General features: G+C 59.6%; 13 protein-coding genes. 3 read left to right on the forward strand and 10 right to left on the reverse strand.

Annotation, left to right across the window (positions count from 1 at the left end; all coding sequences use genetic code 11):
* Window positions 1–84 precede the first annotated feature (84 nt).
* Window positions 85–1,923: a sigma-54-dependent Fis family transcriptional regulator gene (locus JFT81_RS05265; protein WP_201226386.1), complete on the forward strand. Its 1,839-nt coding sequence runs from the start codon at window positions 85–87 to the stop codon at window positions 1,921–1,923.
* Window positions 1,924–2,111: 188 nt separating this feature from the next.
* Here JFT81_RS05265 and JFT81_RS05270 read toward each other — a convergent pair whose 3' ends face one another.
* The 3 genes from JFT81_RS05270 to JFT81_RS05280 form a co-directional block, all read right to left on the reverse strand.
* Window positions 2,112–3,329, reverse strand: coding sequence for an MFS transporter (locus JFT81_RS05270; protein ID WP_201226387.1), 1,218 nt, complete (start codon window positions 3,327–3,329; stop codon window positions 2,112–2,114).
* A 987-nt stretch (window positions 3,330–4,316) separates the two neighbouring features.
* Window positions 4,317–5,699: a cysteine--tRNA ligase gene (gene cysS / locus JFT81_RS05275; RefSeq protein WP_201226388.1), complete on the reverse strand. Its 1,383-nt coding sequence runs from the start codon at window positions 5,697–5,699 to the stop codon at window positions 4,317–4,319.
* A gap of 22 nt (window positions 5,700–5,721) precedes the next feature.
* Window positions 5,722–7,419 (reverse strand): glutamine--tRNA ligase/YqeY domain fusion protein, encoded by a 1,698-nt coding sequence (locus JFT81_RS05280; RefSeq protein ID WP_201226389.1) that lies wholly within the window; start codon window positions 7,417–7,419, stop codon window positions 5,722–5,724.
* A gap of 266 nt (window positions 7,420–7,685) precedes the next feature.
* Here JFT81_RS05280 and JFT81_RS05285 point away from each other — a divergent pair, with 266 nt between their 5' ends.
* Window positions 7,686–8,192, forward strand: a complete 507-nt coding sequence (locus JFT81_RS05285) for a peptidylprolyl isomerase (RefSeq protein WP_201226390.1) — start codon at window positions 7,686–7,688, stop codon at window positions 8,190–8,192.
* A complete protein-coding gene (gene lpxH / locus JFT81_RS05290) occupies window positions 8,189–8,935 on the forward strand; it encodes a UDP-2,3-diacylglucosamine diphosphatase (protein ID WP_201226391.1) in 747 nt (248 codons plus the stop codon). The genes JFT81_RS05285 and lpxH overlap by 4 nt, the downstream gene beginning before the upstream one ends.
* A 633-nt stretch (window positions 8,936–9,568) precedes the next feature.
* Here the strand turns inward: lpxH and JFT81_RS05295 are convergent.
* The 7 genes from JFT81_RS05295 to JFT81_RS05325 form a co-directional block, all read right to left on the reverse strand.
* Complete coding sequence (locus tag JFT81_RS05295) at window positions 9,569–11,098, reverse strand: DHA2 family efflux MFS transporter permease subunit (protein ID WP_201226392.1); 1,530 nt, start codon at window positions 11,096–11,098, stop codon at window positions 9,569–9,571.
* Window positions 11,099–11,357: 259 nt separating this feature from the next.
* Complete coding sequence (locus JFT81_RS05300) at window positions 11,358–12,560, reverse strand: HlyD family efflux transporter periplasmic adaptor subunit (protein WP_201226393.1); 1,203 nt, start codon at window positions 12,558–12,560, stop codon at window positions 11,358–11,360.
* A gap of 15 nt (window positions 12,561–12,575) precedes the next feature.
* Window positions 12,576–14,045: an efflux transporter outer membrane subunit gene (locus JFT81_RS05305; RefSeq protein WP_201226394.1), complete on the reverse strand. Its 1,470-nt coding sequence runs from the start codon at window positions 14,043–14,045 to the stop codon at window positions 12,576–12,578.
* On the reverse strand, window positions 14,035–14,517 hold the full coding sequence (locus JFT81_RS05310; protein ID WP_201226395.1) for a MarR family transcriptional regulator: 483 nt from the start codon (window positions 14,515–14,517) through the stop codon (window positions 14,035–14,037). Before JFT81_RS05310 ends, JFT81_RS05305 begins: the two co-directional genes overlap by 11 nt.
* 257 nt (window positions 14,518–14,774) lie before the next feature.
* Window positions 14,775–16,094, reverse strand: a complete 1,320-nt coding sequence (locus JFT81_RS05315) for a DUF308 domain-containing protein (RefSeq protein ID WP_201204646.1) — start codon at window positions 16,092–16,094, stop codon at window positions 14,775–14,777.
* A 117-nt stretch (window positions 16,095–16,211) separates the two neighbouring features.
* A complete protein-coding gene (locus JFT81_RS05320; RefSeq protein WP_201226396.1) occupies window positions 16,212–19,886 on the reverse strand; it encodes a translocation/assembly module TamB domain-containing protein in 3,675 nt (1,224 codons plus the stop codon).
* Complete coding sequence (locus JFT81_RS05325) at window positions 19,883–21,610, reverse strand: autotransporter assembly complex family protein (RefSeq protein ID WP_201226397.1); 1,728 nt, start codon at window positions 21,608–21,610, stop codon at window positions 19,883–19,885. The genes JFT81_RS05320 and JFT81_RS05325 overlap by 4 nt, the downstream gene beginning before the upstream one ends.
* Window positions 21,611–21,659: the final 49 nt, after the last annotated feature.

Genomic DNA, 21,659 nt, shown 5'->3' on the forward strand with positions numbered 1-21,659 from the left:
CTCGCTCCCACAGTTGATCTGTGTTGTGTTCAGGATTTGGGTTCATAACAACAATAAAAATCGCTGTATCAGAGGCCCACTGCCATGGCCGCACCTGCCCCGCCGTTGTCCCACGACGCGATCGTCCAGACTTCCTGGCAACGCTGCCGCGCGTTCGGTCTTGAGCACCAAAGCACCCCGGCTTTCGATCAGTTGCCCAGCGCCGGCATTGCCCATCTGCTCGACCGCCATCACTCTCTGGTGCAGACCACTCACCAGGAAGTGCTGCCCTACTACGAAAACATCCTCAGCAACTCCAATTGCCTGATCATGCTCGCCGACAATCAGGGCCAGGTGCTGACGTCGTGGGGGACGCAACGCTTTATCGATCCGAATCTGGCTCGCGGCTTTCAGGCCGGAGCGAGCTGGATGGAGCGCTCCAGCGGCACCAATGCCATCGGCACCGCGCTGGCTTGCGAGCAGGCAGTGCATATCGAACACGATGAACACTTTCTCAAGGCCAACCGCTTCATGACCGGTTCCGCCGCGCCGATTTTCGACGCCGAGCGCAAGGTCATTGCGGTGCTCGATGTCTCCAGCGACAGCTACCTGCCGCCCTCGCACACGTTGGGCATGGTCAAGATGATGAGCCAGACCGTGGAGAACCGGCTGATCCTCAATCTGTTTCACGGTCAGCACTTTCAACTGACGTTCAATACCGGGTTGAACAACCTCGACAGCCAGTGGGCGGGTTTGCTGATTTTTGATGAGAGCGGCCAGGTGCTGTCAGCCAATCGCCGCGCGGACAATCTGCTCGGTGTGCGTTTGTCGCGGGTCAGTGTCGAGAGCCTGTTCAACGTATCGCTTCTGGAATTGATCAATCAGCCGGATGACTTGCCGTTTGCCTTGCAGACGTCCGGACGCAACCGTTTTCAATGTTTGCTGAAGCGGCCGAAACAGGCGCCGATTCAGCCGCGGCTGTTTGTCACTGAGCCGAAACCCGCCGCACCCAGCGCGATCAGCCTCAACAGCTTGCACTTCGGCGACAGTCGCGTAGAAAAAGCCGTGCGCCAGGCCGAGCGCTTGCTGGAGAAAGACATACCGCTGCTGATCCATGGTGAAACCGGCGTCGGCAAGGAAGTCTTCGTCAAAGCCTTGCACCAAGCGAGTTCGCGCAGCAAACAGGCATTCATCGCCGTCAACTGCGCAGCGATTCCCGCCGAACTGGTGGAGTCCGAGCTGTTTGGTTACGAGAAAGGCGCGTTCACCGGCGCCAACCAGAAAGGCAGCATCGGCCTGATTCGCAAGGCTGACAAAGGCACGCTATTCCTCGATGAAATCGGCGACATGCCGCTGCCAACCCAGGCGCGGTTGTTGCGCGTGTTGCAGGAGCGCTGCGTGCAACCGGTGGGCAGCAGTGAGTTGTTCCCGGTGGATCTGCGGATCATCTCGGCGACCAACCGCTCTCTGCGTGAACAAGTGCAGTTGGGGCGGTTTCGTGAGGATTTGTATTACCGCATCGGCGGCCTGACATTGGAGTTGCCGCCGCTCAGAGAACGCAGTGATAAACAGGCTTTGTTTAAACGACTCTGGGAACAACACCGTGAGCCGACGCAATGGGCGGGGCTGAGCCACGAAGTGTTGGCGTTATTTGAAAGACATCCGTGGCCGGGGAATTTGCGTCAGGTCAGCAGCGTGATGCAGGTAGCGTTGGCCATGGCTGAGGAACAACCGGTGCGGCCGGAGCATTTGCCCGATGATTTTTTTGTTGATCTGGAAATGGAGCCGGTTGAGAGCGCACCGCCGCTGGGATTGGATTTGAATGATATTGAAGCGTTGAACCGGGAGTTGAAGGCGGCCGGGGGGAATATCTCGCATTTGGCCAGAAGGCTGGGCGTTAGTCGCAATACGCTTTATAAGCGGCTGCGGCAGATTGAAGGTTGAGTGAACCCCTTCCCCTCATCGGAACGCCGCCCGCCCAGCCCTTTCCTCCTGGAGAGGGAGCCGAACGAGGTGTCTGGCGCTGGCCATCGACCTGAAACAACCAGTCGATTATGGATTCAACGCATCACGTTCAAGTCGGCGTATCTCATGAGCATCCCCCATTCAGTCCCCTCTCCTGGGGGAGAGGGCTAGGGTGAGGGCGAAAAGACCGACTCAACACGCGCAGTTGAAACAGCCGCCAATGTGCGCAGCCCAATCAGCACAACCCCAATCATCATCACCCCCGCGCCAATCGCCACGCCGAACCCTGCTCGTGCACCAAAAGCATCAATAACCACCCCCGCCAGCATGCCCCCGAGCGCAACGCCAATGCTGATGCCAGTGGTCATCCACGTCAGCCCTTCGGTGATCCGCGCCGGCGGGATGATGATCGTCCCCAGCTTCATGACCACGACCATCGTTGGCGCAAACGAAATGCCGGCGATAAACAGCGTCGCTGACAGGACATATACGTCCGCTGCAAAAATCGGCAAAACACCGGTGAACGCCGTGACCAATATCCCGATCAGGAACTGTTTTTCAATCGCCAGCGAAACCCTCAACGCACCGAACGTCAGGCCGGCCACCAGTGAACCGAACGCATAGGCGGCGAGGATGAAGGTGGCAGACGCTGGCCAGCCTTGAGCATTGGCGAAGGCCACGACCGCCACATCGATCGCTCCACCGATGACACCCATCGCCAACAGCGCGAGGACAATCGTGCGAACGCCGGGAATCAGCAGGGTTGAGCCGGTATTGCGGGTATGGCCCACGACAACTTTAGGTTCAGTCTGGCGCTGCAGGAGAAACGCTGTCACCCCGACAGCCAGCAGCGCCACCGCCACCAACGGCCCGGCCTCGGCGAAAAAGCTCACGCTCAAGCCGATCGCCAGTGGCGGGCCGATGATGTAGGCGAGTTCGGTCAGAACCGTATCCAGCGAGAACGCCGTGTGCAGTTGCGGCTTGCCCCGAAACAATTGCGTCCAGCGTGCGCGGATCATCGAAGGCATGCTCGGCATCGTCCCCGCCAGTGCCGCAAGAACAAAAAACAACGCGGCGGGCGCTCTCAAGTGAACGGCGAAGATCAGCGCCAGCAACATGACGATGCTGAATGCCGTCACCACGGGTAGCACTCGACTCTGACCACGCTGATCAACAAGTTTCGAAATGCGCGGGCCAAGCAATGCATTGGCCAGGGTAAACGTACCGGCGACTGCGCCTGCCAGCCAGTAGACACCGGTTTGCTCCACCAGCATGGTGATGATGCCAATGCCGATCATTGCTTGCGGCAATCGGGCAATGGAACTCGCGAGCACTAACCCCGTGGCGCCGGGTGTTGTTAGAAGCTCGCGGTAGTGATTAGCCATGATTCCTCCCTTGATTCGTCGCTGAGCAGCATCCCGCTACCGCGTCAGACATCAAGACCTACGCGGACACCAAAAGCAACCGCGAAAAGATCCCCTCACCCCAGCCCTCTCCCAGAGGGAGAAGGAGCCGACCGAAGTGTCTGGCGTTGTACATCGACCGGAGAGATTGCGTCGATTATGGATTCGGAAAAAATCTTTCAGGTCGGCGTATTTCTTGAATATCCCCCATTCAGTCCCCTCTCCCAGAGGGAGAAGAGGCCGACCGAGGTGTCTGGCGTTGTACATCGACCGGAGAGATTGCGTCGATTATGGATTCGGAAAAAATCTTTCAGGTCGGCGTATTTCTTGACCCCCCCCATTCAGTCCCCTCTCCCAGAGGGAGAAGAGGCCGACCGAGGTGTCTGGCGTTGTACATCGACCGAAGAGATTGCGTCGATTATGGATTCGGAAACAATCTTTCAGGTCGGTGTATTTCTTGAATATCCCCCATTCAGTCCCCTCTCCCAGAGGGAGAAGAGGCCGACCGAGGTGTCTGGCGTTGTACATCGGCCGGAGAGATTTGCGTCGATTATGGATTCGGAAACAATCTTTCAGGTCGGCGTATTTCTTGAAGATTCCCCATTCAGTCCCCTCTCCCAGAGAAAAAGGGGGGCCGACCGAAGTGTCTGGCGTTGTACATCGACCGGAGAGATTGCGTCGATTATGGATTCGGAAACAATCTTTCAGGTCGGCGTATTTCTTGAATATCCCCCATTCAATCCCCTCTCCCAGAGGGAGAAGAGGCCGACCGAGGTGTCTGGCGTTGTACATCGATCGGAGAGATTGCGTCGATTATGGATTCGGAAACAATCTTTCAGGTCGGCGTATTTCTTGAATATCCCCCATTCAATCCCCTCTCCCACTGGGAGAGGGTTAGGGTGAGGGGCTCTTCTCGCAGCCAAACAAAAACCCGCACAAGGCGGGTTTTGTTTGTAGCAAGCACAGCAATCAGTCAGCCAGACGCCAGGTCGTGCCGCCTTTGCCGTCTTCCAGCACCACGCCCATGGCGGTGAGCTGGTCGCGGATGCGGTCGGATTCGGCCCAGTCTTTACCGGCCCGTGCCGCCAGACGTGCAGCAATCAGCGCGTCCACTTCAGCTGCATCGACACGCCCTTCGGCGCCTGCTTGCAGGAAGTCATCCGCCTCAAGCTGCAACACACCCAGAACACTCGCCAGCTCTTTCAGACGTGCTGCCAGACCGGCCGCGGCATCGAGATCGCTCTCGCGCAGACGGTTGATCTCACGCACCATCTCGAACAGCACTGCGCAGGCTTCCGGCGTGCCGAAGTCGTCGTTCATCACCGTGGTGAAACGCTCGACGAACGCTTCGCCGCCCGCCGGCGCGACGCTCGGCAGGCCTTTCAATGCGTGGTAGAAACGCTCCAGGGCGCCTTTGGCGTCCTTGAGGTTGTCTTCCGAGTAGTTGATCGCGCTGCGGTAGTGGCTCGACACCAGCAGGTAACGCACGACTTCCGGGTGGTACTTTTCCAGCACGTCGCGAATGGTGAAGAAGTTGTTCAAGGACTTGGACATCTTCTCGCCATTGATACGGATCATGCCGCAATGCATCCACGCGTTGGCGTAGGTCTTGCCGGTTGCCGCTTCGCTCTGGGCGATTTCGTTTTCATGGTGCGGGAACTCGAGGTCGCTGCCGCCGCCATGAATGTCGAAGGTCTCGCCCAAGCAGCAGGTCGACATCACCGAGCACTCGATGTGCCAGCCCGGACGCCCGGCGCCCCATGGCGATTCCCAGCTCGGCTCGCCCGGCTTGGTGGCTTTCCACAGCACGAAGTCCAGCGGATCCTGCTTGGCTTCGTCGACTTCGATCCGCGCGCCGATGCGCAGGTCTTCGATCTTCTTGCGCGACAGCTTGCCGTAGCCCATGAACTTCGCGACGCGGTAGTACACGTCGCCATTGCCCGGGGCGTAGGCGTAACCCTTGTCGATCAAGGTCTGGATCATGCTCAGCATGCCCGGAATGTGATCAGTGGCACGCGGTTCCATGTCCGGCTTGAGGATATTGAGGCGCGCCTCGTCCTCGTGCATTGCCGTGATCATGCGCTCGGTCAGTGCGTCGTACGGCTCGCCGTTTTCGCGGGCGCGATTGATGATCTTGTCTTCAATATCGGTGATGTTGCGCACGTAGGTCAGGTTGTAACCGCTGAACCGCAACCAGCGGGTCACCAGGTCGAACGCGACCATGCTGCGGCCGTGGCCAATGTGGCAGTAGTCGTACACGGTCATCCCGCAGACGTACATGCGCACATTGTTGCCATCGAGCGGCTTGAAGATTTCTTTGCTCTTGGTGAGCGTGTTGTAAATCGTCAGCACTTTTAATTTCCTTGACGCTGAATCACTGGCCCCACGAATCACGCAGGGTCACGGTACGGTTGAATACCGGCTGACCTGGTTTCGAGTCCTTCAAATCAGCGACGAAGTAACCTTCGCGCTCGAACTGGAAACGGTCTTCCGGCTGTGCATTGCCAAGCGATGGCTCAGCACGACAACCGGTGAGTACCTGCAGCGAATCAGGATTGATGTTGTCGAGGAAACTCGCGCTGTCTTCGGCCTTCTCAGGGTTGGCCGAACGGAACAGACGATCGTACAGACGCACTTCGCACTCGACGCTGGCGGCAGCCGGCACCCAGTGGATCACGCCTTTGACCTTGCGGCCTTCCGGGTTCTTGCCGAGGGTTTCCGGGTCGTACGAGCAACGCAGTTCGACGATGTTGCCATCGGCGTCCTTGATCGCTTCGTCGGCGCGGATCACGTAGCTGCCGCGCAGGCGCACTTCACCGGCCGGTTCCAGGCGCTTGTAGCCCTTCGGCGGCTCTTCCATGAAGTCTTCACGGTCGATGTAGATTTCCCGGGCGAACGGCAGAGCACGCACGCCCATGTCTTCTTTCGGGTGGCGTGGCAGTTCGAGGTTCTCGACCTGGCCTTCCGGGTAGTTGGTGATCACGACTTTCAGCGGACGCAGCACGCACATGGCGCGCGGCGCGGTGTGGTCAAGGTCATCACGGATGCTGAACTCGAGCATGCCGAAGTCAACGACGCCGTCGGAACGGTTGGTGCCGATCATTTCGCAGAAGTTGCGGATCGATTTTGGCGTGTAACCACGACGGCGGAAGCCCGACAGCGTGGACATGCGCGGATCGTCCCAGCCATGCACATGCTTCTCGTCCACAAGCTGCTTGAGCTTGCGCTTGCTGGTGATGGTGTAGTTGAGGTTCAGACGGCTGAACTCGTACTGACGCGGGTGCGCCGGCACTGGCAGTGCGTCGAGGAACCACTCGTACAGCGGACGATGGCTTTCGAACTCCAGGGTGCAGATCGAGTGGGTGATGCCTTCGATGGCGTCCGACTGACCGTGGGTGAAGTCGTAGTTCGGGTAGATGCACCACTTGTCACCGGTCTGGTGGTGATGGGCGTGGCGAATGCGATACATGATCGGGTCGCGCAGGTTCATGTTCGGCGAAGCCATGTCGATCTTCGCGCGCAGCACGCGGGCGCCGTCCGGGAACTCACCGGCACGCATGCGGGCGAACCAGTCGAGGTTCTCTTCTACCGAACGGTCGCGGAACGGGCTGTTTTTGCCGGGCTCGGTCAGGCTGCCACGGTATTCCTTGGCTTGCTCAGGGGTCAGGTCGTCGACATAGGCCTTGCCGGCCTTGATCAGCTCAACGGCCCAATCGTGCAACTGGTCGAAATACTGCGAGGCGTAGCGCACTTCGCCGGACCATTCGAAGCCCAGCCATTTGACGTCGCTTTCGATCGCGTCGATGTATTCCTGATCTTCCTTGGCCGGGTTGGTGTCGTCGAAACGCAGGTGCGTGACGCCGCCGAACTCCTGGGCCAGGCCGAAGTTCACGCAGATCGACTTGGCGTGGCCGATGTGCAGGTAGCCGTTGGGCTCAGGCGGGAAACGGGTGACGATCTGGGTGTGCTTGCCCGAGTCCAGGTCTGCCTGGATGATCGGCCGCAGGAAGTTGACCGGCACGGCAGGGCCGGACTTGGCATTCGAGGTAGGGTCGACAGTGGGCTTGCTCATTAGGATCCTTGACTTACATGTGCGCGGCCGCAGAGGGGGCCAGACAAAACAAAGCCGCTATCATAGCCGATGCTGTCAAGGGGCTGACAGAGCGGGGCCTATAAAGGAGCGCATTTAATCGCCGGGATTTGAAAAACAGCCTCGAAATTCGCGCCTGTCACGCTAAACTGCGCACCTTGGCCCATGGGCTGAACAGGTGACGGGGCGAAATGTCCCATTACCCACGAATTCCTTATAAAACGCTTCATTGAAAAAGAGCACCGATCATGACTCAAGTCAAACTGACCACCAATCATGGCGACATCGTCATCGAACTGAACGCTGAAAAGGCGCCGATCACCGTCGCCAACTTCATCGAATACGTCAAAGCCGGTCACTACGAAAACACCGTTTTCCACCGCGTCATCGGTAACTTCATGATCCAGGGCGGCGGTTTCGAGCCAGGCATGAAAGAAAAGAAAGACAAGCGCCCAAGCATCCAGAACGAAGCTGACAACGGTCTTTCCAACGAAAAATACACCGTTGCCATGGCCCGTACCATGGAGCCGCATTCGGCTTCCGCGCAGTTCTTCATCAACGTCGCCGACAACACCTTCCTCAACCACAGCGGCAAGAACGTGCAAGGCTGGGGCTACGCAGTGTTCGGTAAAGTGACCGCCGGCACCGACGTTGTCGACAAGATCAAAGGTGTTTCGACCACCATGAAGTCCGGCCACCAGGACGTACCAGCAGACGACGTGATCATCGAGAAAGCCGAGATCATCGAAGCGTGATATTGCTGATTTCAGATTTGCATCTGGAAGAGGAGCGCCCGGACATAACCCGGGCGTTTCTGAATTTGCTCGCCGGACGCGCCCGCTCGGCGAGTGCGTTGTACATTCTCGGCGACTTCTTCGAAGCGTGGATTGGCGATGACGCCATGACGCCCTTCCAGCGTTCCATCTGCCAGGCCCTGCGCGATTTGAGCGACAGTGGCACGGCGATCTTTCTGATGCACGGCAATCGCGACTTCCTGCTCGGCAAGGCTTTCTGCAAAGAAGCCGGCTGTACGCTGTTAAAGGATCCGAGTGTCGTGCAGTTTTACGGCGAACCGGTGTTGTTGATGCATGGCGACAGCCTCTGCACCCGCGACGTTGGCTATATGAAGCTGCGGCGCTACCTGCGTAACCCGATCACGCTGTTTATCCTGCGCAACCTGCCGCTGAGCACGCGCCATAAGCTGGCGCGCAAACTGCGCAGTGAGAGCAAGGCGCAGACGCGGATGAAGGCCAATGACATCGTGGATGTCACGCCCGAAGAGATTCCGCGGATCATGCAGGCATTTGGCGTGAAGACGTTGATCCACGGGCACACCCATCGCCCGGCGATTCACAAATTGCAGCTCGGTGAGCAATCGGCGAAGCGCATCGTGCTGGGTGATTGGGATCGTCAGGGCTGGGCGTTGCAGGTGGATGAGAACGGCTATGCGTTAGCGCCGTTTGATTTTGCGCCGCCACTGGGTTTGTCGCACGGCTAAATGCTTTACCCCCTCACCCCAGCCCTCTCCCCCAAGGGGGCGAGGGGGAAAGGGAGCCGATCTTCATGCCTTTCAAGACCTGAGTTCGACTCGATATCTCAGGTCGATGTATCCCGAACATCCACCGCGGTCAGTCCCCTCTCCCCCAGGGTGGCGAGGGGAAAGGGAGCCGATCTTCATGCCTTTCAAGACCTGAGTTCGACTCGATATCTCAGGTCGATGTATCCCGAACATCCACCGCGGTCAGTCCAGCCCTCTCCCCCAGGGTGGCGAGGGGAAAGGGAGCCGATCTTCATGCCTTTCAAGACCTGAGTTCGACTCGATATCTCAGGTCGATGTATCCCGAACATCCACCGCGGTCAGTCCCCTCTCCCCCAGGGTGGCGAGGGGAAAGGGAGCCGATCTTCATGCCTTTCAAGACCTGAGTTCGACTCGATATCTCAGGTCGATGTATCTCGAACATCCACCGCGGTCAGTCCCCTCTCCCCCAGGGTGGCGAGGGGAAAGGGAGCCGATCTTCATGCCTTTCAAGACCTGAGTTCGACTGAAGTCTGTCAGGTCGATGTATCTCGAACATCCACCGCGGTCAGTCCCCTCTCCCTCCGGGAGAGGGCTAGTGAGGGGTTTTTGACCTTAGTGCCCGGAAGCCGCCGGGCCTGCCTTCGCGGCAAACGGCGGTTTCGCCAGCCACACAATCAGAATCAACCCCATAAAGCCCCAGCCCAGCAACGTGAAGTAATCCACGGTGGAGAGCATGTACGCCTGACTGGTCAGCACATGATCCAGTTGCGCATACGCCGGATTACTCGCCCCGCCCAACTGGTTCAGCGCCTCTCGCGTCGCCGGTTCATAGGCGCTGATGCTTTCACTCATGTACGCATGATGCTGATCGGCCCGGCGAATCCAGATCCACGTGGTCAGCGACGCCGCAAAGCTACCGCCCAAGGTCCGCAGAAAAGTCGCAAGCCCGGCGCCGTCAGCGATCTGGCTAGGCGGCAGATCCGACATCAGGATGCTCAACGTCGGCATGAAGAACAGCGCCACACCAATGCCCATGAACAGCTGCACCAGAGCGATGTGCTGGAAGTCGACTTCATTGGTGAAACCCGCCCGCATGAAGCAGCTCAGACCAATCGCCAGAAACGCCAGCCCGGCCAGTAGGCGCAGGTCGAACTTGTTCGCGTACTTGCCGACAAACGGCGACAGCAGCACCGGCAGAATCCCGATTGGCGCCACGGCCAGGCCCGCCCAGGTCGCGGTGTAGCCCATCTGCGTCTGCAACCACTGCGGCAGGATCAGGTTGATGCCAAAGAACCCCGCGTAACCCAGCACCAACACCAGCGTGCCGATGCGGAAGTTGCGATGCGCGAATAGCCGCAGATTGACCACCGGGTGCTGATCGGTCATTTCCCAGATGATGAACACCGCCAGCGCAACCACCGAAATCGCCGCGCCAATGATGATGAAGTTCGACTCGAACCAATCCAGGTCATTGCCCTTGTCGAGGATCACCTGCAACGCACCGACGCCAATGATCAGTGAGATCAAACCGACATAATCCATCGGCTGGCGACTGGTCACTACCGGCCGCTTGGCCAGTTGCGAGCGCACCACCATGACCGCAAAGATGCCGATCGGTACGTTGATGAAGAAGATCCACGGCCAGCTGTAGCTGTCAGTAATCCAGCCACCAAGAATCGGCCCGGCAATCGGCGCCACAACGGTCACCATCGCCAGTAACGCGAGCGCCATGCCGCGCCTGGCGGGCGGATACACCGCGATCAACAGGGTTTGCGTCATCGGGTACAGCGGCCCGGCGACCAGACCTTGCAGGACACGGAAGCCGATCAGTTCCGGCATCGACGTGGAAATACCGCAGAGAAACGAGGCCAGGACGAACAGAATCGTCGCCCAGAGAAACAGCTTCACTTCACCGAAACGCCGACTGAGCCAACCGGTCAACGGCAGCGCAATGGCGTTACTCACGGCAAACGAGGTAATGACCCAGGTGCCCTGCTCCGAACTCACCCCGAGGTTGCCGGAAATCGTCGGCAACGCCACGTTGGCGATAGTGGTGTCGAGCACTTGCATGAACGTCGCCAGCGACAGGCCGATGGTGCTGAGCAACAGGCTGGGCGGCGTGAAAGAGGCGTTATTGCTCATTGTGAATCCTTTGAAGCCGGGTTGACGCTGCGTCTGTCACAGACGCGGCTGCCCATGCGGAAAACAATCTATGGGATAAGGAAAACTACTGTGGCGAGGGGATTTATCCCCGTTGGACTGCGCAGCAGTCCCGTCTTTTCCTGATCCAAAGAGGGGCCGCTGCGCGACCCAACGGGGATAAATCCCCTCGCCACAAGGAATTCCTTTTCCCAGATCAATCCCTGTACCTCAGATAAATCCCCTGACCACAGCTGCTATCTCAGCGTTGCGCGGTTTTGCTGACCGCAGCGCTGTTGTCGTGGATCAGCTGCGCAATCATCGCGTCGGCTTCCGCCAGTTGCTGGTCGTAAACGTTGGTGCTGAACGACGCCTTTTGCGGCGGTTGCTGCGCCAGCACCGGGCCGCTTTGGTCGTGCAGGTTGACCTCGACGTTGGTCGACAGGCCGACACGCAACGGGTGTTTGGCCAGTTCTTCGGCGTTGATGTGAATCCGCACCGGCACACGCTGAACAATCTTGATCCAGTTACCGGTGGCGTTCTGCGCTGGCAGCAAGGCGAACGCGCTGCCGGTACCGGCACCGAGGCTGTCGACGGTGCCGCTGTACTTCACGTCGCTGCCATAGATATCGGATTCGATATCGACCGGCTGACCGATGCGCATGTCACGCAGTTGAGTTTCTTTAAAGTTGGCGTCGATCCACAGTTGATCCAGCGGAATCACCGCCATCAGCGCAGTGCCCGGCTGCACGCGCTGACCGAGTTGCACGGTACGTTTGGCGACGTAACCGGTGACCGGCGCGATCAAGGTGCTGCGAGCATTGGTCAGGTAAGCCTGACGCAGATCAGCGGCGGCCGACATCACTTCCGGATGCGACGACACCACGGTGTCATCGACCAATGCGCTGGTGGTTTTCAGCTGCTGTTTGGCGTTGGCCAGGGCGTTCTGCGCCGAGGTCAGGTCGTCGCGAGCATGCGACAGTTCTTCCTGGGAAATCGCGCCGCCAGCAGCAAGATTCTTCCGGCGGTTGAAGTTGTCCTGGGCTTTCTGCACTTCAGCCTGTTGCGCGTTGACCTGGGCTTTCATGCCATCGACGTTGCTGTACAAACCACGCACCTGACGCACGGTACGCGCCAGTTTCGCCTGAGCACTTTGCAGACCGACTTCAGCGTCGTTCGGGTCGAAGTTGATCAGCACCTGACCTTCGTGAACCAGATCACCATCGTCAGCACCGATGCTGACCACGGTGCCGGTCACCAGCGGGGTGATTTCCACAACGTTACCGTTGACGTAGGCGTCGTCGGTGCTTTCGTTAAAGCGTCCGATGAATTCGTGATACGCCCAGACGCCAGCGCAGGCGAGAGCAACCACGACGGCCAGCACCAGCAGCATGACTTTGCGCTTGCGCGGGTTGCCGGTGTCCGGGGTGTTGTCTTGAGCTTGGGTGTTTTCGGCAGTGGCCATGACAATTACCTTGAATTAGTTGTGCGGCGTGGCTGGGGTGGCGTTGGCTGCGGTCAGGGTTTGACCCTGGAAGCCGCCGCCCAGCGCTTGCATCAGTTGAATCGACAGGTCGATCTGCTCGGCATTGAGGTTGGCCAACTGACGCTGGGCCTGCAGCAATTGCTGCTCTATGCTGAGCACGTCCAGGTAGTTGCCGATGCCGGAACCGTAACGCTGGACGACGGTGTTGTAAGAATCCTGGGCAATCTCGGTGGCGTGTTGCTGCGCACCGATCTGCCGGCCGATGTCACGCAACTGATTGATCGTGTCGCTGACATCGCCGAGTGCTTTCACCAGGCTTTTGTTGTACTGCGCCACCGCCAGATCGTAATCGGCGTCGCGCGCATCGAGGTTGGCGCGCAGGCGTCCGCCATCGAAGATCGGCACCGAAATGGTCGGGGCAATGTTGAAGAAGCGACTGGCCGAACCGAACATCGCGTCACCCAACAAAGATTCGGCACCGGCCGAGGCCGACAGGTTCAAGTTGGGATAGAACTGGGTTTTCGCCGAGTCGATGTCTTTGCTCGCGGCCTCTACACGCCAGCGCGCGGCGACCAGATCCGGGCGACGACCCAGCAGTTCCGCCGGCAACACCGACGGCACCGCTACGGCACTGGCTTGCAGGACTTTCGGCCGGGCGATTTCGTTGCCGCGATCCGGGCCCTTGCCGAGCAGCACGGCCAGCGCGATTTTGGCGCTGTTGAGGCGTTTTTCCGCATCGATCAGGCTGGCTTCGGAACTGGCTTCCAAGCTTTGTGTTTGCTGGAACTGGTACTGGCTGTCGATCCCGGAACTCAGGCGACGCTGGCTCAGATCCAGCATCTGTTTGGTGCGTTTGAGGTCATCGTTGGCCAGGTCATAAACGATGTGTGCCTGGCCGAGATCGCTGTAAGCGCGAGCGACATCGGCGGCGAGGGTCAACTGCGCAGCCTGGCGATCGACTTCGGCGGCGCGGGCCTGGCCGAGTGCGGCTTCCCACGCATCGCGCTGGCCGCCCCACAGGTCGAAGTTGTAGTTGAAGCCAGCACTGACGTTACGCACGGTGGCATAAGCATCGCCCTGCCCCAACGGATCCTGATCCTTAGCCAGGCGCGAACGGCTGATGCCGGCGCTGGCGTCGAGGGTCGGATAACGGGCGGCGTCGGCGGCATACGCAGCGGCGCTGGCCTGATGGGCGCGCGCGGCGGCGATTTGCATGTCCGGGCTGTCGTGCAGGGCTTCGCGGATCAGGCCGTCGAGTTGCGGATCACCGAGGCTGGTCCACCAGTCGCTTTTCGGCCAAGCGGCCGGCGACAGGGTCACGCCGTTGAGGGACTGGCCGGTTTTCAAGCTCGCCGCGTCAAGGTTTTTGCCTTGAGTGGCGAGGCCGCTGTAGTTGGCGCAACCGGCGAGGATCATCGCCGAGAGCACCAGGGTCAGGCTGCTGCGCAAGGTTTTACCGCTCATTGTGTTCACCTAGCCGCTGGATAGTGATCGGGTCACCGGCTCCCAGCAGAATTTTCTTGAGGATGTATTCCAGGGTTTTCAATTCGTCCGGGGTAACGGCGCCCGCCAGTTCATTCATCGCGTCGGCGCCGATGTGCGGCAGGCGATCGGCCAGTTGCTGGCCCTGCTCGGTGAGCTTGAGCTGCACCTGACGACGATCGCCTTCGCTGCGTTGGCGAGCCAGGAAACCTTTCTGCTCCAGACGATCAAGCATGCGCGTCATCGAACCGCTGTCCAGCGACAGATGCCGGCACAACTCGGCCGGGGTATCGACGCCGTACTGGGCCATGATGATCAACACCTTGAACTGCGCGGCGGTGATGCCGTGGGGTTCCATGTGGGTGTCGATGATCCGGTCCTTGAGCAGTGCAGCACGACCAAGCAACAGGCCGAGATGGCAATGTTTGAATTCGTCCGGGGTGAAATGCTTCATGTGCTCACCTAATAACTGCCTAGGCAGTGAATGTATGTCGAGATGTTACTGCCTAGGCAGCGAATGTCAATGAAATAGTTAGGAGGCTTGGTAATTATTTTACCAGTGGACTGGGGTTTTGTGGCGCGCACGCGGATGCTTTCGCGAGCAGGCTCGCTCCCACAGGAGATCTCCAGCGGACACAAATTCTGTGCCGCTCAGAGATCCAATGTGGGAGCGAGCCTGCTCGCGAAGGCCGCGATGCGGTGTAAGTTCGGTCAGGACTTGTCGGAAGGATGCACAGGCGGCGGTTGCACAGGATGCACCTCGCGCCCACGCAAGGCAGTCGCCACATACCCGCAGGCACGTTTGGCCCCCGCGTACAGGCCATGCCAGCCCGGCGGTGCCGGTTCGATGGCCGCGTGCAACGCCCGCGCGTAGTCGAGCACCAGCCCTGGCGTCCAGGCCATCACCTCGGCGCGCTTGCGCACCTGCGCCGCCACCCAGAACTCAGGGCTGAAGATCACTCGAGCGAAATCGCGCATGCTCGAATGGCCTCGATTCATTGCCCCTTCAAGCGCCGCTTCGAGGCTATGGGCGACGGCACTGGAACAATTGCGGCTGGTCAGGTTGTAAGTGCTGTTCTGCCGATATTGCGCCCAGAACGCATTGAGTCGTCGGGCGTCGTAGTGGGCAAAACTGACCTGCACCGAAGACGGACACCAGTCCGCCACCTCCTCCGCATAATCAGGCAGAAACCGGCCGGCAACATCGTTGTTCGGCGTCGCCCGCAACAAGCGCACGAAATCCCCCGCCGAACGATCAATGTCGTCCAGCGGGTAATGGCTGATGTAGATGTCCGGGCCACATTCCAGTGCCGCGTGCCCGGCGGAGATCACGCCGTTGATGTCGACCGCTGCGATATAGCGGTTGAGCAACCGGTTGCGCACCAGTGTGTCGTCAACCGTGCCACTCGGTGTCCAGACGTGAATCACCAGCGCAGCGCTGGGAGCCGGTGCACTGACGGAAAAGGGGCTGACCGGCGACTGCCAGTTTTTGAAACGCACGGACTGCCGCAACAAGGCGCAACCCGAGAGAAAAATGCTCATGCCAATGCAAAACGGCACCGTGCCTTTATAAAGCGTCGGATACGGCTCAAGGATGAACACGCCAAAGCCGATTTCGAACAACCCCGTCAGCAGCGACACTTGCCAACCGACAAAACGCACGACCACCGCCGCTGCCAGGCGAAAGACGCCATCGAGCATGAAAGCCCCGCCAAACAGCACCGCCAGAATCAGGCTGGCAGCATGTTGCCTGTCGATGATCAGCAGCCCTAGCAACAGGAAAACCAAACCGCGCGATTTGCGCAAAGCCGCGGCGGTACCGGTTTGTGGTGCCGGTACAAACAGAATGATCAGGGCTTCGAGCAACAGCAGATAGCCGAAGACATGCAGCGGGAAATACAAAACGCCGTCCAGTGCGTCGATGAATATAGCCACGCCGGCCGCGCCCCAAACGATGCCGGTCAGCGCCAGCGCTGACCAACGCTTGCGGACAAAGTCATTACCCAGCAAGACCATACTCAAGCGAACCATAGGCGTCCCTGTTCTCTTCGGACAGCCGCAAACCGCGCAGCTTTCGAGCTGCGGTGAGTCTAATACATTCTGCAAAAGCCGGATCGCAGCGTTGCGCTCCGGCTCTTCGCGACGCCTTTAGAAATCGCGCTTGTAGAAGATATCCAGCGAGCTGGCGACGCCGCTGGCAGCTTCGACATACACCTTCTTACTCAGTTTGTAGCGCAGCGCAATGGTGCTGGCCGGCTCGAACACACCGACGCCGTAACGCAAACTGAGCTTCTCGGAGATGTTGCCGCTGGCGACCACGCTGGTGGTGTTGCCGCTACCCGCCGTGTCGAGCTGGAAGTCCTGAATTCCCAAGTCCTTGGCCAGACTGCTGGTGACCCCGGAGCTGCCCATCAAGCCCAGGCCCAACGCTGCTTGCGCAAGCATGTTGTTGTCTTCGCCGTTGGTGCTCAGCGGACGGCCGAGTACCAGATAGGACAACGCCTGTTCCTGGCTCATCGCCGGCTCGGAGAAGATCTGCGTGGTGGGTTGCTCGGCGCTGCCACTGAGGCGGATACCGGCGATCACGTCGTCGGTCTGGCGAATCGCTTCAATGTCCAGATACGGCTGATCGATGGGCCCGGCGAACAACAGACGCGCGCGGCGCACTGACAGGCGCTGGCCGTAGGCACTGTAGCGGCCGTCGTTGAGCCACAGCTCGCCACGGGTGTCCATGTTGTCGCCAATGTGCACATGACCTTGCACGTTGGCGGTCAGACCAAAACCGGCGAAGGCGAGTTTGTCATCACCGACCACCACGTCGATGTCCATTTTCATCGCCATCGGTGGTTTGCCCTCTTCGGTCTGAGCACCGACGATGATCGTGTCATCGGAGACTTTCACCGTCGATGGCGGCAATTCACGCACGGTGATTTCGCCTCGCGGCACCAGTACTTTACCGGCAATCTTCAACTCATCACCGGCCATGGAGATCTTCAGGTCCGGTGCCACTTCCAGCTTGGCATACGGCTCGACCGTGACCGGCAATTGCGTGCCCTTGAGCGCCAGATCGACCATCAGCGCCTGGCCCCAGGCGACATTCCCGGTCAAGTTGCCCTGCCCGCTCTTGCCACTTTTCCAGCCGCCATCGAGGCGCACCGATTCGCCGGCAATCACGGCGGTGAGTTGTAGATTCTGCAACTCCATGGGCAATTCGGCACCGGACACTTCGCCGTCACTGAGTTGCACGGTGCCGTTGACCAGTGGCGCCAGCAGGCCGCCGGAAATCGTGCCGCTACCGTTGAGGCGTCCAGTGAGTTTTTCGACCATCGGCACAAACGGCCGCGCCACCGACAGATCCAGCCCGCTGAGACGGAACGAGCCGCTCAGCGGTTTGTTTTTCGGCAGCGGATTGAGTTGCGCCTGCACCATCAACTCGCCGAGTTTGCCGCCGACGAAGTTGAGCTCAGTGTCGACGCGCTTAGGCGTGAGTTTGCTGGTGAGTTTCAGCGTTTGGTACGGAAAGTCCAGCCACTGATCCTTTTCCTTCATGCGCAAGGTGCCGCCGCTGGCGTCAATGCTGACCACGCCGTTCGGGCCGCTGGCCGGCAAGTCCAGTTGCAGATCGGCGTTGAGCTTGCCCTGCCAGGCGAAATCTTTCGGCAGCCACTGCGCGAGGCTTTCAATCGGGAACTGCTTGAGGTGATAGCGCAGCTTCGGCTCCGGCATCAGCCGTTGGTCTTCACCGCACAGGCTGGCACTGCCGGACATCCAGCAATGCGCGCCGAAGTTGATCTTGCCATCAGCGAGGCGCTCAAGTTTGGCCGGGTTTTGCAGTTTCCAGTCCTGACCACCGGCCTGAATGTCACCGCTGGCCAGGCGACCGCGCCAGTTGCCCTTGTCGAGATTGCCGTCGAGACCGAGGGCCAGTTTCAGCTTCGGCCCGATCAGGTCGAGGCTGAGTTTCTGGTTCTTGATGTCGCCCTGCGCACTGGCCGTCAGCGTACCCAGCGAGGTGTCACCGGCCTGAATGCCGCTGCCCTTCAAATCAATCTTCGCCCGTTGCGCGCTGTCGAGCGTGGCGTCGAGGTTGAGGCTTTGCAGGCGATTGTCCTGGAAGGCCAGTTGCGAACCTTGCAGGCCAAGTTTGCCCTGCGGTGCTTTCAAGGTACCGGCGACGTCGGCGCGGCCATTGATCTGCCCGCGCAGTTCTGGCCACAGCTGGGCCAGACGCGCGAGTTTGATGTCGATCTGCCCGGTGAGTTTCTGTTGCAGGCTGCCCTTGCCGCTGATGCTGTTATCACCAAGGCGGATTTGCAGGGCATTGAGGTTCCACTGTTCGCCAGCGCCGTCAGCCTTGGCCTGAAGGATCGCCGGTTGCCCGCGCAGTTTGCCTTTGAGGTCGAGATCGGCGGTGAGGCTCAGGCGTTCATTCTTCATTTCGCCTTTGCTTTTCAACGGCCCGGCCAAGGTGCCCGGCAGTTCTGCAACCCAGTACGCCGGATTGAGCGCTGACAGGTCCAGCGCCGTGTCCCAGGCAATGCCGTCGGCAAACTGTACGTTGACGTGACCTTCAGCCTTGCCCTGCCCGGCTTCCATCTTCAATTGCGGCAAAGCGATCTGTTTCAGATTGCCGCTGAACGGACTGCTCAGGCTGAATGCTCCCGCCGGGCCATCCAGTGCGGCGGCAAAGTTACCGAGGTATTGGCCGTCGGTGTAGGAAACCTCACCAGTGAAGGTGCGCAAGGCGACTTGTGGCTCGTCGATTTCGTTGTAGAGGCGATGCCACGGAAAGTCCTGCCAGTTGATACTGGCCTGGGCGCTGAGGCCCTTGCTCCAATCGACGTTGCCGGTGAGTTTGAGGCTTTGCTTGTCGTTGGCCGTCAGGTCGAGGCCGGCGATCTGCGCGCCGCTGGCGTCGACTTTACCGTTGAGCAAAAGCGCCACCGGGCCTTTATCGGCGGGCAGCGTGGCATTGCCATTCAATTGATAACCGTTTTTCAGGTTGCCTTCGCCAGTCAGCACCAACTGATTGAGTTGCAGCGTATCCGGCAGATCAGCGCTCGGCTTGAAGGCCTCACTGGTGATGCGCACCTTGGCCGGGAGGTTTTCCACCAGCGGTTGCAACTCGCCGCTCAACTGGCCGTCGAGGTAGCCGTGGCTGTCGGCGTGCAGGTTGAGGGTTTTCAGCAGGTCGCCGTCGATTTTCAGCGCCAGCGTCCAGGGATCAGTGCTTGGCGACGGCAGGGTCAAGTCGCCGGTGATGTTCAGCGGCCAATTGCCGGTCGGTGCGAGTGTTCCGGACAGGTTCAGGCTGAGGTCGTCGCGCTGCAATTTGATGCTTTCAATCTGCATGCCTAGGGCTGTCCAGTGCGCCGCCAGTTGCAAACCTTTGAGCTGCTCACTGCCGTTGAACAACAGGCTGCCGACCTGCACGTCGCCCAACTCGATGGCCACCGGCAATTGCAGATCCGGCAGTTTGATCGGACCGCTGTCAGTCGTCTCATCGCTCGGCGGGAATTGCACAATGACCTGATCAGCCTTGAGCTGTTCGATGCACAAGGTCATGCGCGTCAGGCACAGCGGCGACCAGGCGAAGATCGCCTGGTTCAGTTCGACGCGGCTGCTGTCCTGCTGCCACAACAGATGATCGGCGCTCCATTGTCCACCGAGTCGGCCCTGGAAATTCTCCACCGTCAGGCCTGGTACGAGGCCCAGCACCCAACGGCTGCCAGCCTGCGTGCCGAGCACGGCAGTAATGCTCAGGACAATCAACAACAGCAACGCCAGCAGCGTCAGTGCCGCTATTTTCAAACCACGCTTCACAGCTCAGGCCCCATGGAAAAGTGCAGCCGGATGCCGCCATCGTCGTCGAGTGCGTGGGCCAGGTCGAGGCGGATCGGCCCGACCGGCGAGACCCAGCGCACACCAATACCGACCCCGGTCTTGAGGTTCGGCAGTTCGAGTTTGTTGAAAGAGTTGCCTTGGTCGACGAAGGTCGCCACACGCCACTTTTCGGCGATCGAGTATTGATACTCCACGCTGCCGGCCACCATGTAGCGGCCACCGATGCGGTCGCCGTCGGAGTTTTTCGGCGACAGGCTCTGGTAATCGTAACCGCGCACGCTCTGATCGCCACCGGCGAAGAAACGCAGCGACGGTGGCACCGAGTTGTAGCCATTGGTGGCACTGCCGCCGACCTGCACGCGACCGAGGAAACGGTGTTTGTCGAACACCGTGGTCAGGCCTTTGACCAACGCCGTGCCATAGACAAGGTTGTTGTCGGAACCGAGGCCTTCCTTCGCCACTTTGCTTTCGAAGCTCAGGCGATAGCCGTTGTGCGGGTCGATGCGATTATCGCTTTTCAGGTACGAGTAACTGATGCCGGGCATCAACAAGGTACTCAGGCCCGAATCGTCGCCCAGCTCGTATTCCTCGCGCTGCCATTTCAGCGAGATGACCCGCTGCCAGCCGCTCGGCAACTTGCTGTGCCATTCCGGGCCGAAGGTCAGCAGTTTGCTCAACGTATCGGAGCCGTCGATGTCTTCAAATTGATAACCGCCCGCCCAACGCAATTTGTCGGTGAGTGGCGGATCCAGCGGAATGTCGTAGAACAGGCCGACGTTTTGCCGTGGCGCCGAAAGCTCGGCTTCCCAACCGTAACTGTCGCCTTGCGGGTTGACCCAATGCCGCGTCCAGTTGGCCTTGACTCGCGGGCCGACGTCGGTCGAGTAACCGAGGCCCAGGCCCATGGTGCGTGGCTTGCGCGTGTCGAGTTTGACCTCGACCGGGATCACATCGTTTTTCGCTGCAGTCGGCGCCGCATCGACGCGGACGCCTTCGAAATAGCCGCTCGATTGCAAGTCGCGGTTGAGTTCGGCGATCAGCTCGGAGTCGTACGGCTCGCCGGCCTTGAACGGCACCATGCGTTGCAACAAGTCCTCATCGAACGGCGTGTCGCCCTCGAAACTGACTTTGCCCAGCGCATAACGCGGGCCGCTTTCGTAGATCAACTCGACGTCGGCGACACCGGCGCGGGGATCGACCAGGAGTTTTTGACTGGTGAAATGGCCACTGAAGAAACCGAAGCGCGAAGCCTGATTCTGAATAATTCTTTTGGCGTCTTCATAACGCCCATGGTTGAGCGCCGCGCCGGGTTTTAGCGTGTCGCTGTTGGGCACTCGAAAGGATTTCAGCGAGGCCGCCGGGCCGTCGACGCGAATGGTGACGTTGCGCAGGCGAATCGGTTCGCCGGGATCGATGTTCAGCACCAGGCGCGGTTTTTCACCGCCCTTCACGTTACTTTCGATCTGCGGCTGGTAATAACCCAACGCCTGCGCGGCTTTGCGCGCCTGCTCTTCGGCGCCGCGACTGAAGCGCTGCAAGGCTTCTTCGTCACGATCGCCGAGGCTGCCGATATACCCTTCTATATTGGCCTTGAGTTCGTCGTTGGACGGTTTGATCCGCACGTCCAATTCACTTTGCGCCAGCGCCGCGCAGCTGGTTAACAGCATGAGCACGCCACTGGTAAATCTTCCTGGAAACTTCATAGGCGCGGATGCTATCACGGGCTTGGGAGCGTGATAGAACAGGAAATTT

Source organism: Pseudomonas sp. TH43 (genome assembly GCF_016650635.1).
GTDB lineage: Bacteria > Pseudomonadota > Gammaproteobacteria > Pseudomonadales > Pseudomonadaceae > Aquipseudomonas.

Coding starts and splice junctions, on each gene's coding strand:
- JFT81_RS05265 (WP_201226386.1), top strand. CDS start 85: ATGGCCGCACCTGCCCCGCCGTTGTCCCACGACGCGATCGTCCAGACT.
- JFT81_RS05270 (WP_201226387.1), bottom strand. CDS start 3,329: ATGGCTAATCACTACCGCGAGCTTCTAACAACACCCGGCGCCACGGGG.
- JFT81_RS05280 (WP_201226389.1), bottom strand. CDS start 7,419: ATGAGCAAGCCCACTGTCGACCCTACCTCGAATGCCAAGTCCGGCCCT.
- JFT81_RS05285 (WP_201226390.1), top strand. CDS start 7,686: ATGACTCAAGTCAAACTGACCACCAATCATGGCGACATCGTCATCGAA.
- JFT81_RS05295 (WP_201226392.1), bottom strand. CDS start 11,098: ATGAGCAATAACGCCTCTTTCACGCCGCCCAGCCTGTTGCTCAGCACC.
- JFT81_RS05300 (WP_201226393.1), bottom strand. CDS start 12,560: ATGGCCACTGCCGAAAACACCCAAGCTCAAGACAACACCCCGGACACC.
- JFT81_RS05305 (WP_201226394.1), bottom strand. CDS start 14,045: ATGAGCGGTAAAACCTTGCGCAGCAGCCTGACCCTGGTGCTCTCGGCG.
- JFT81_RS05310 (WP_201226395.1), bottom strand. CDS start 14,517: ATGAAGCATTTCACCCCGGACGAATTCAAACATTGCCATCTCGGCCTG.
- JFT81_RS05315 (WP_201204646.1), bottom strand. CDS start 16,094: ATGGTTCGCTTGAGTATGGTCTTGCTGGGTAATGACTTTGTCCGCAAG.
- JFT81_RS05325 (WP_201226397.1), bottom strand. CDS start 21,610: ATGAAGTTTCCAGGAAGATTTACCAGTGGCGTGCTCATGCTGTTAACC.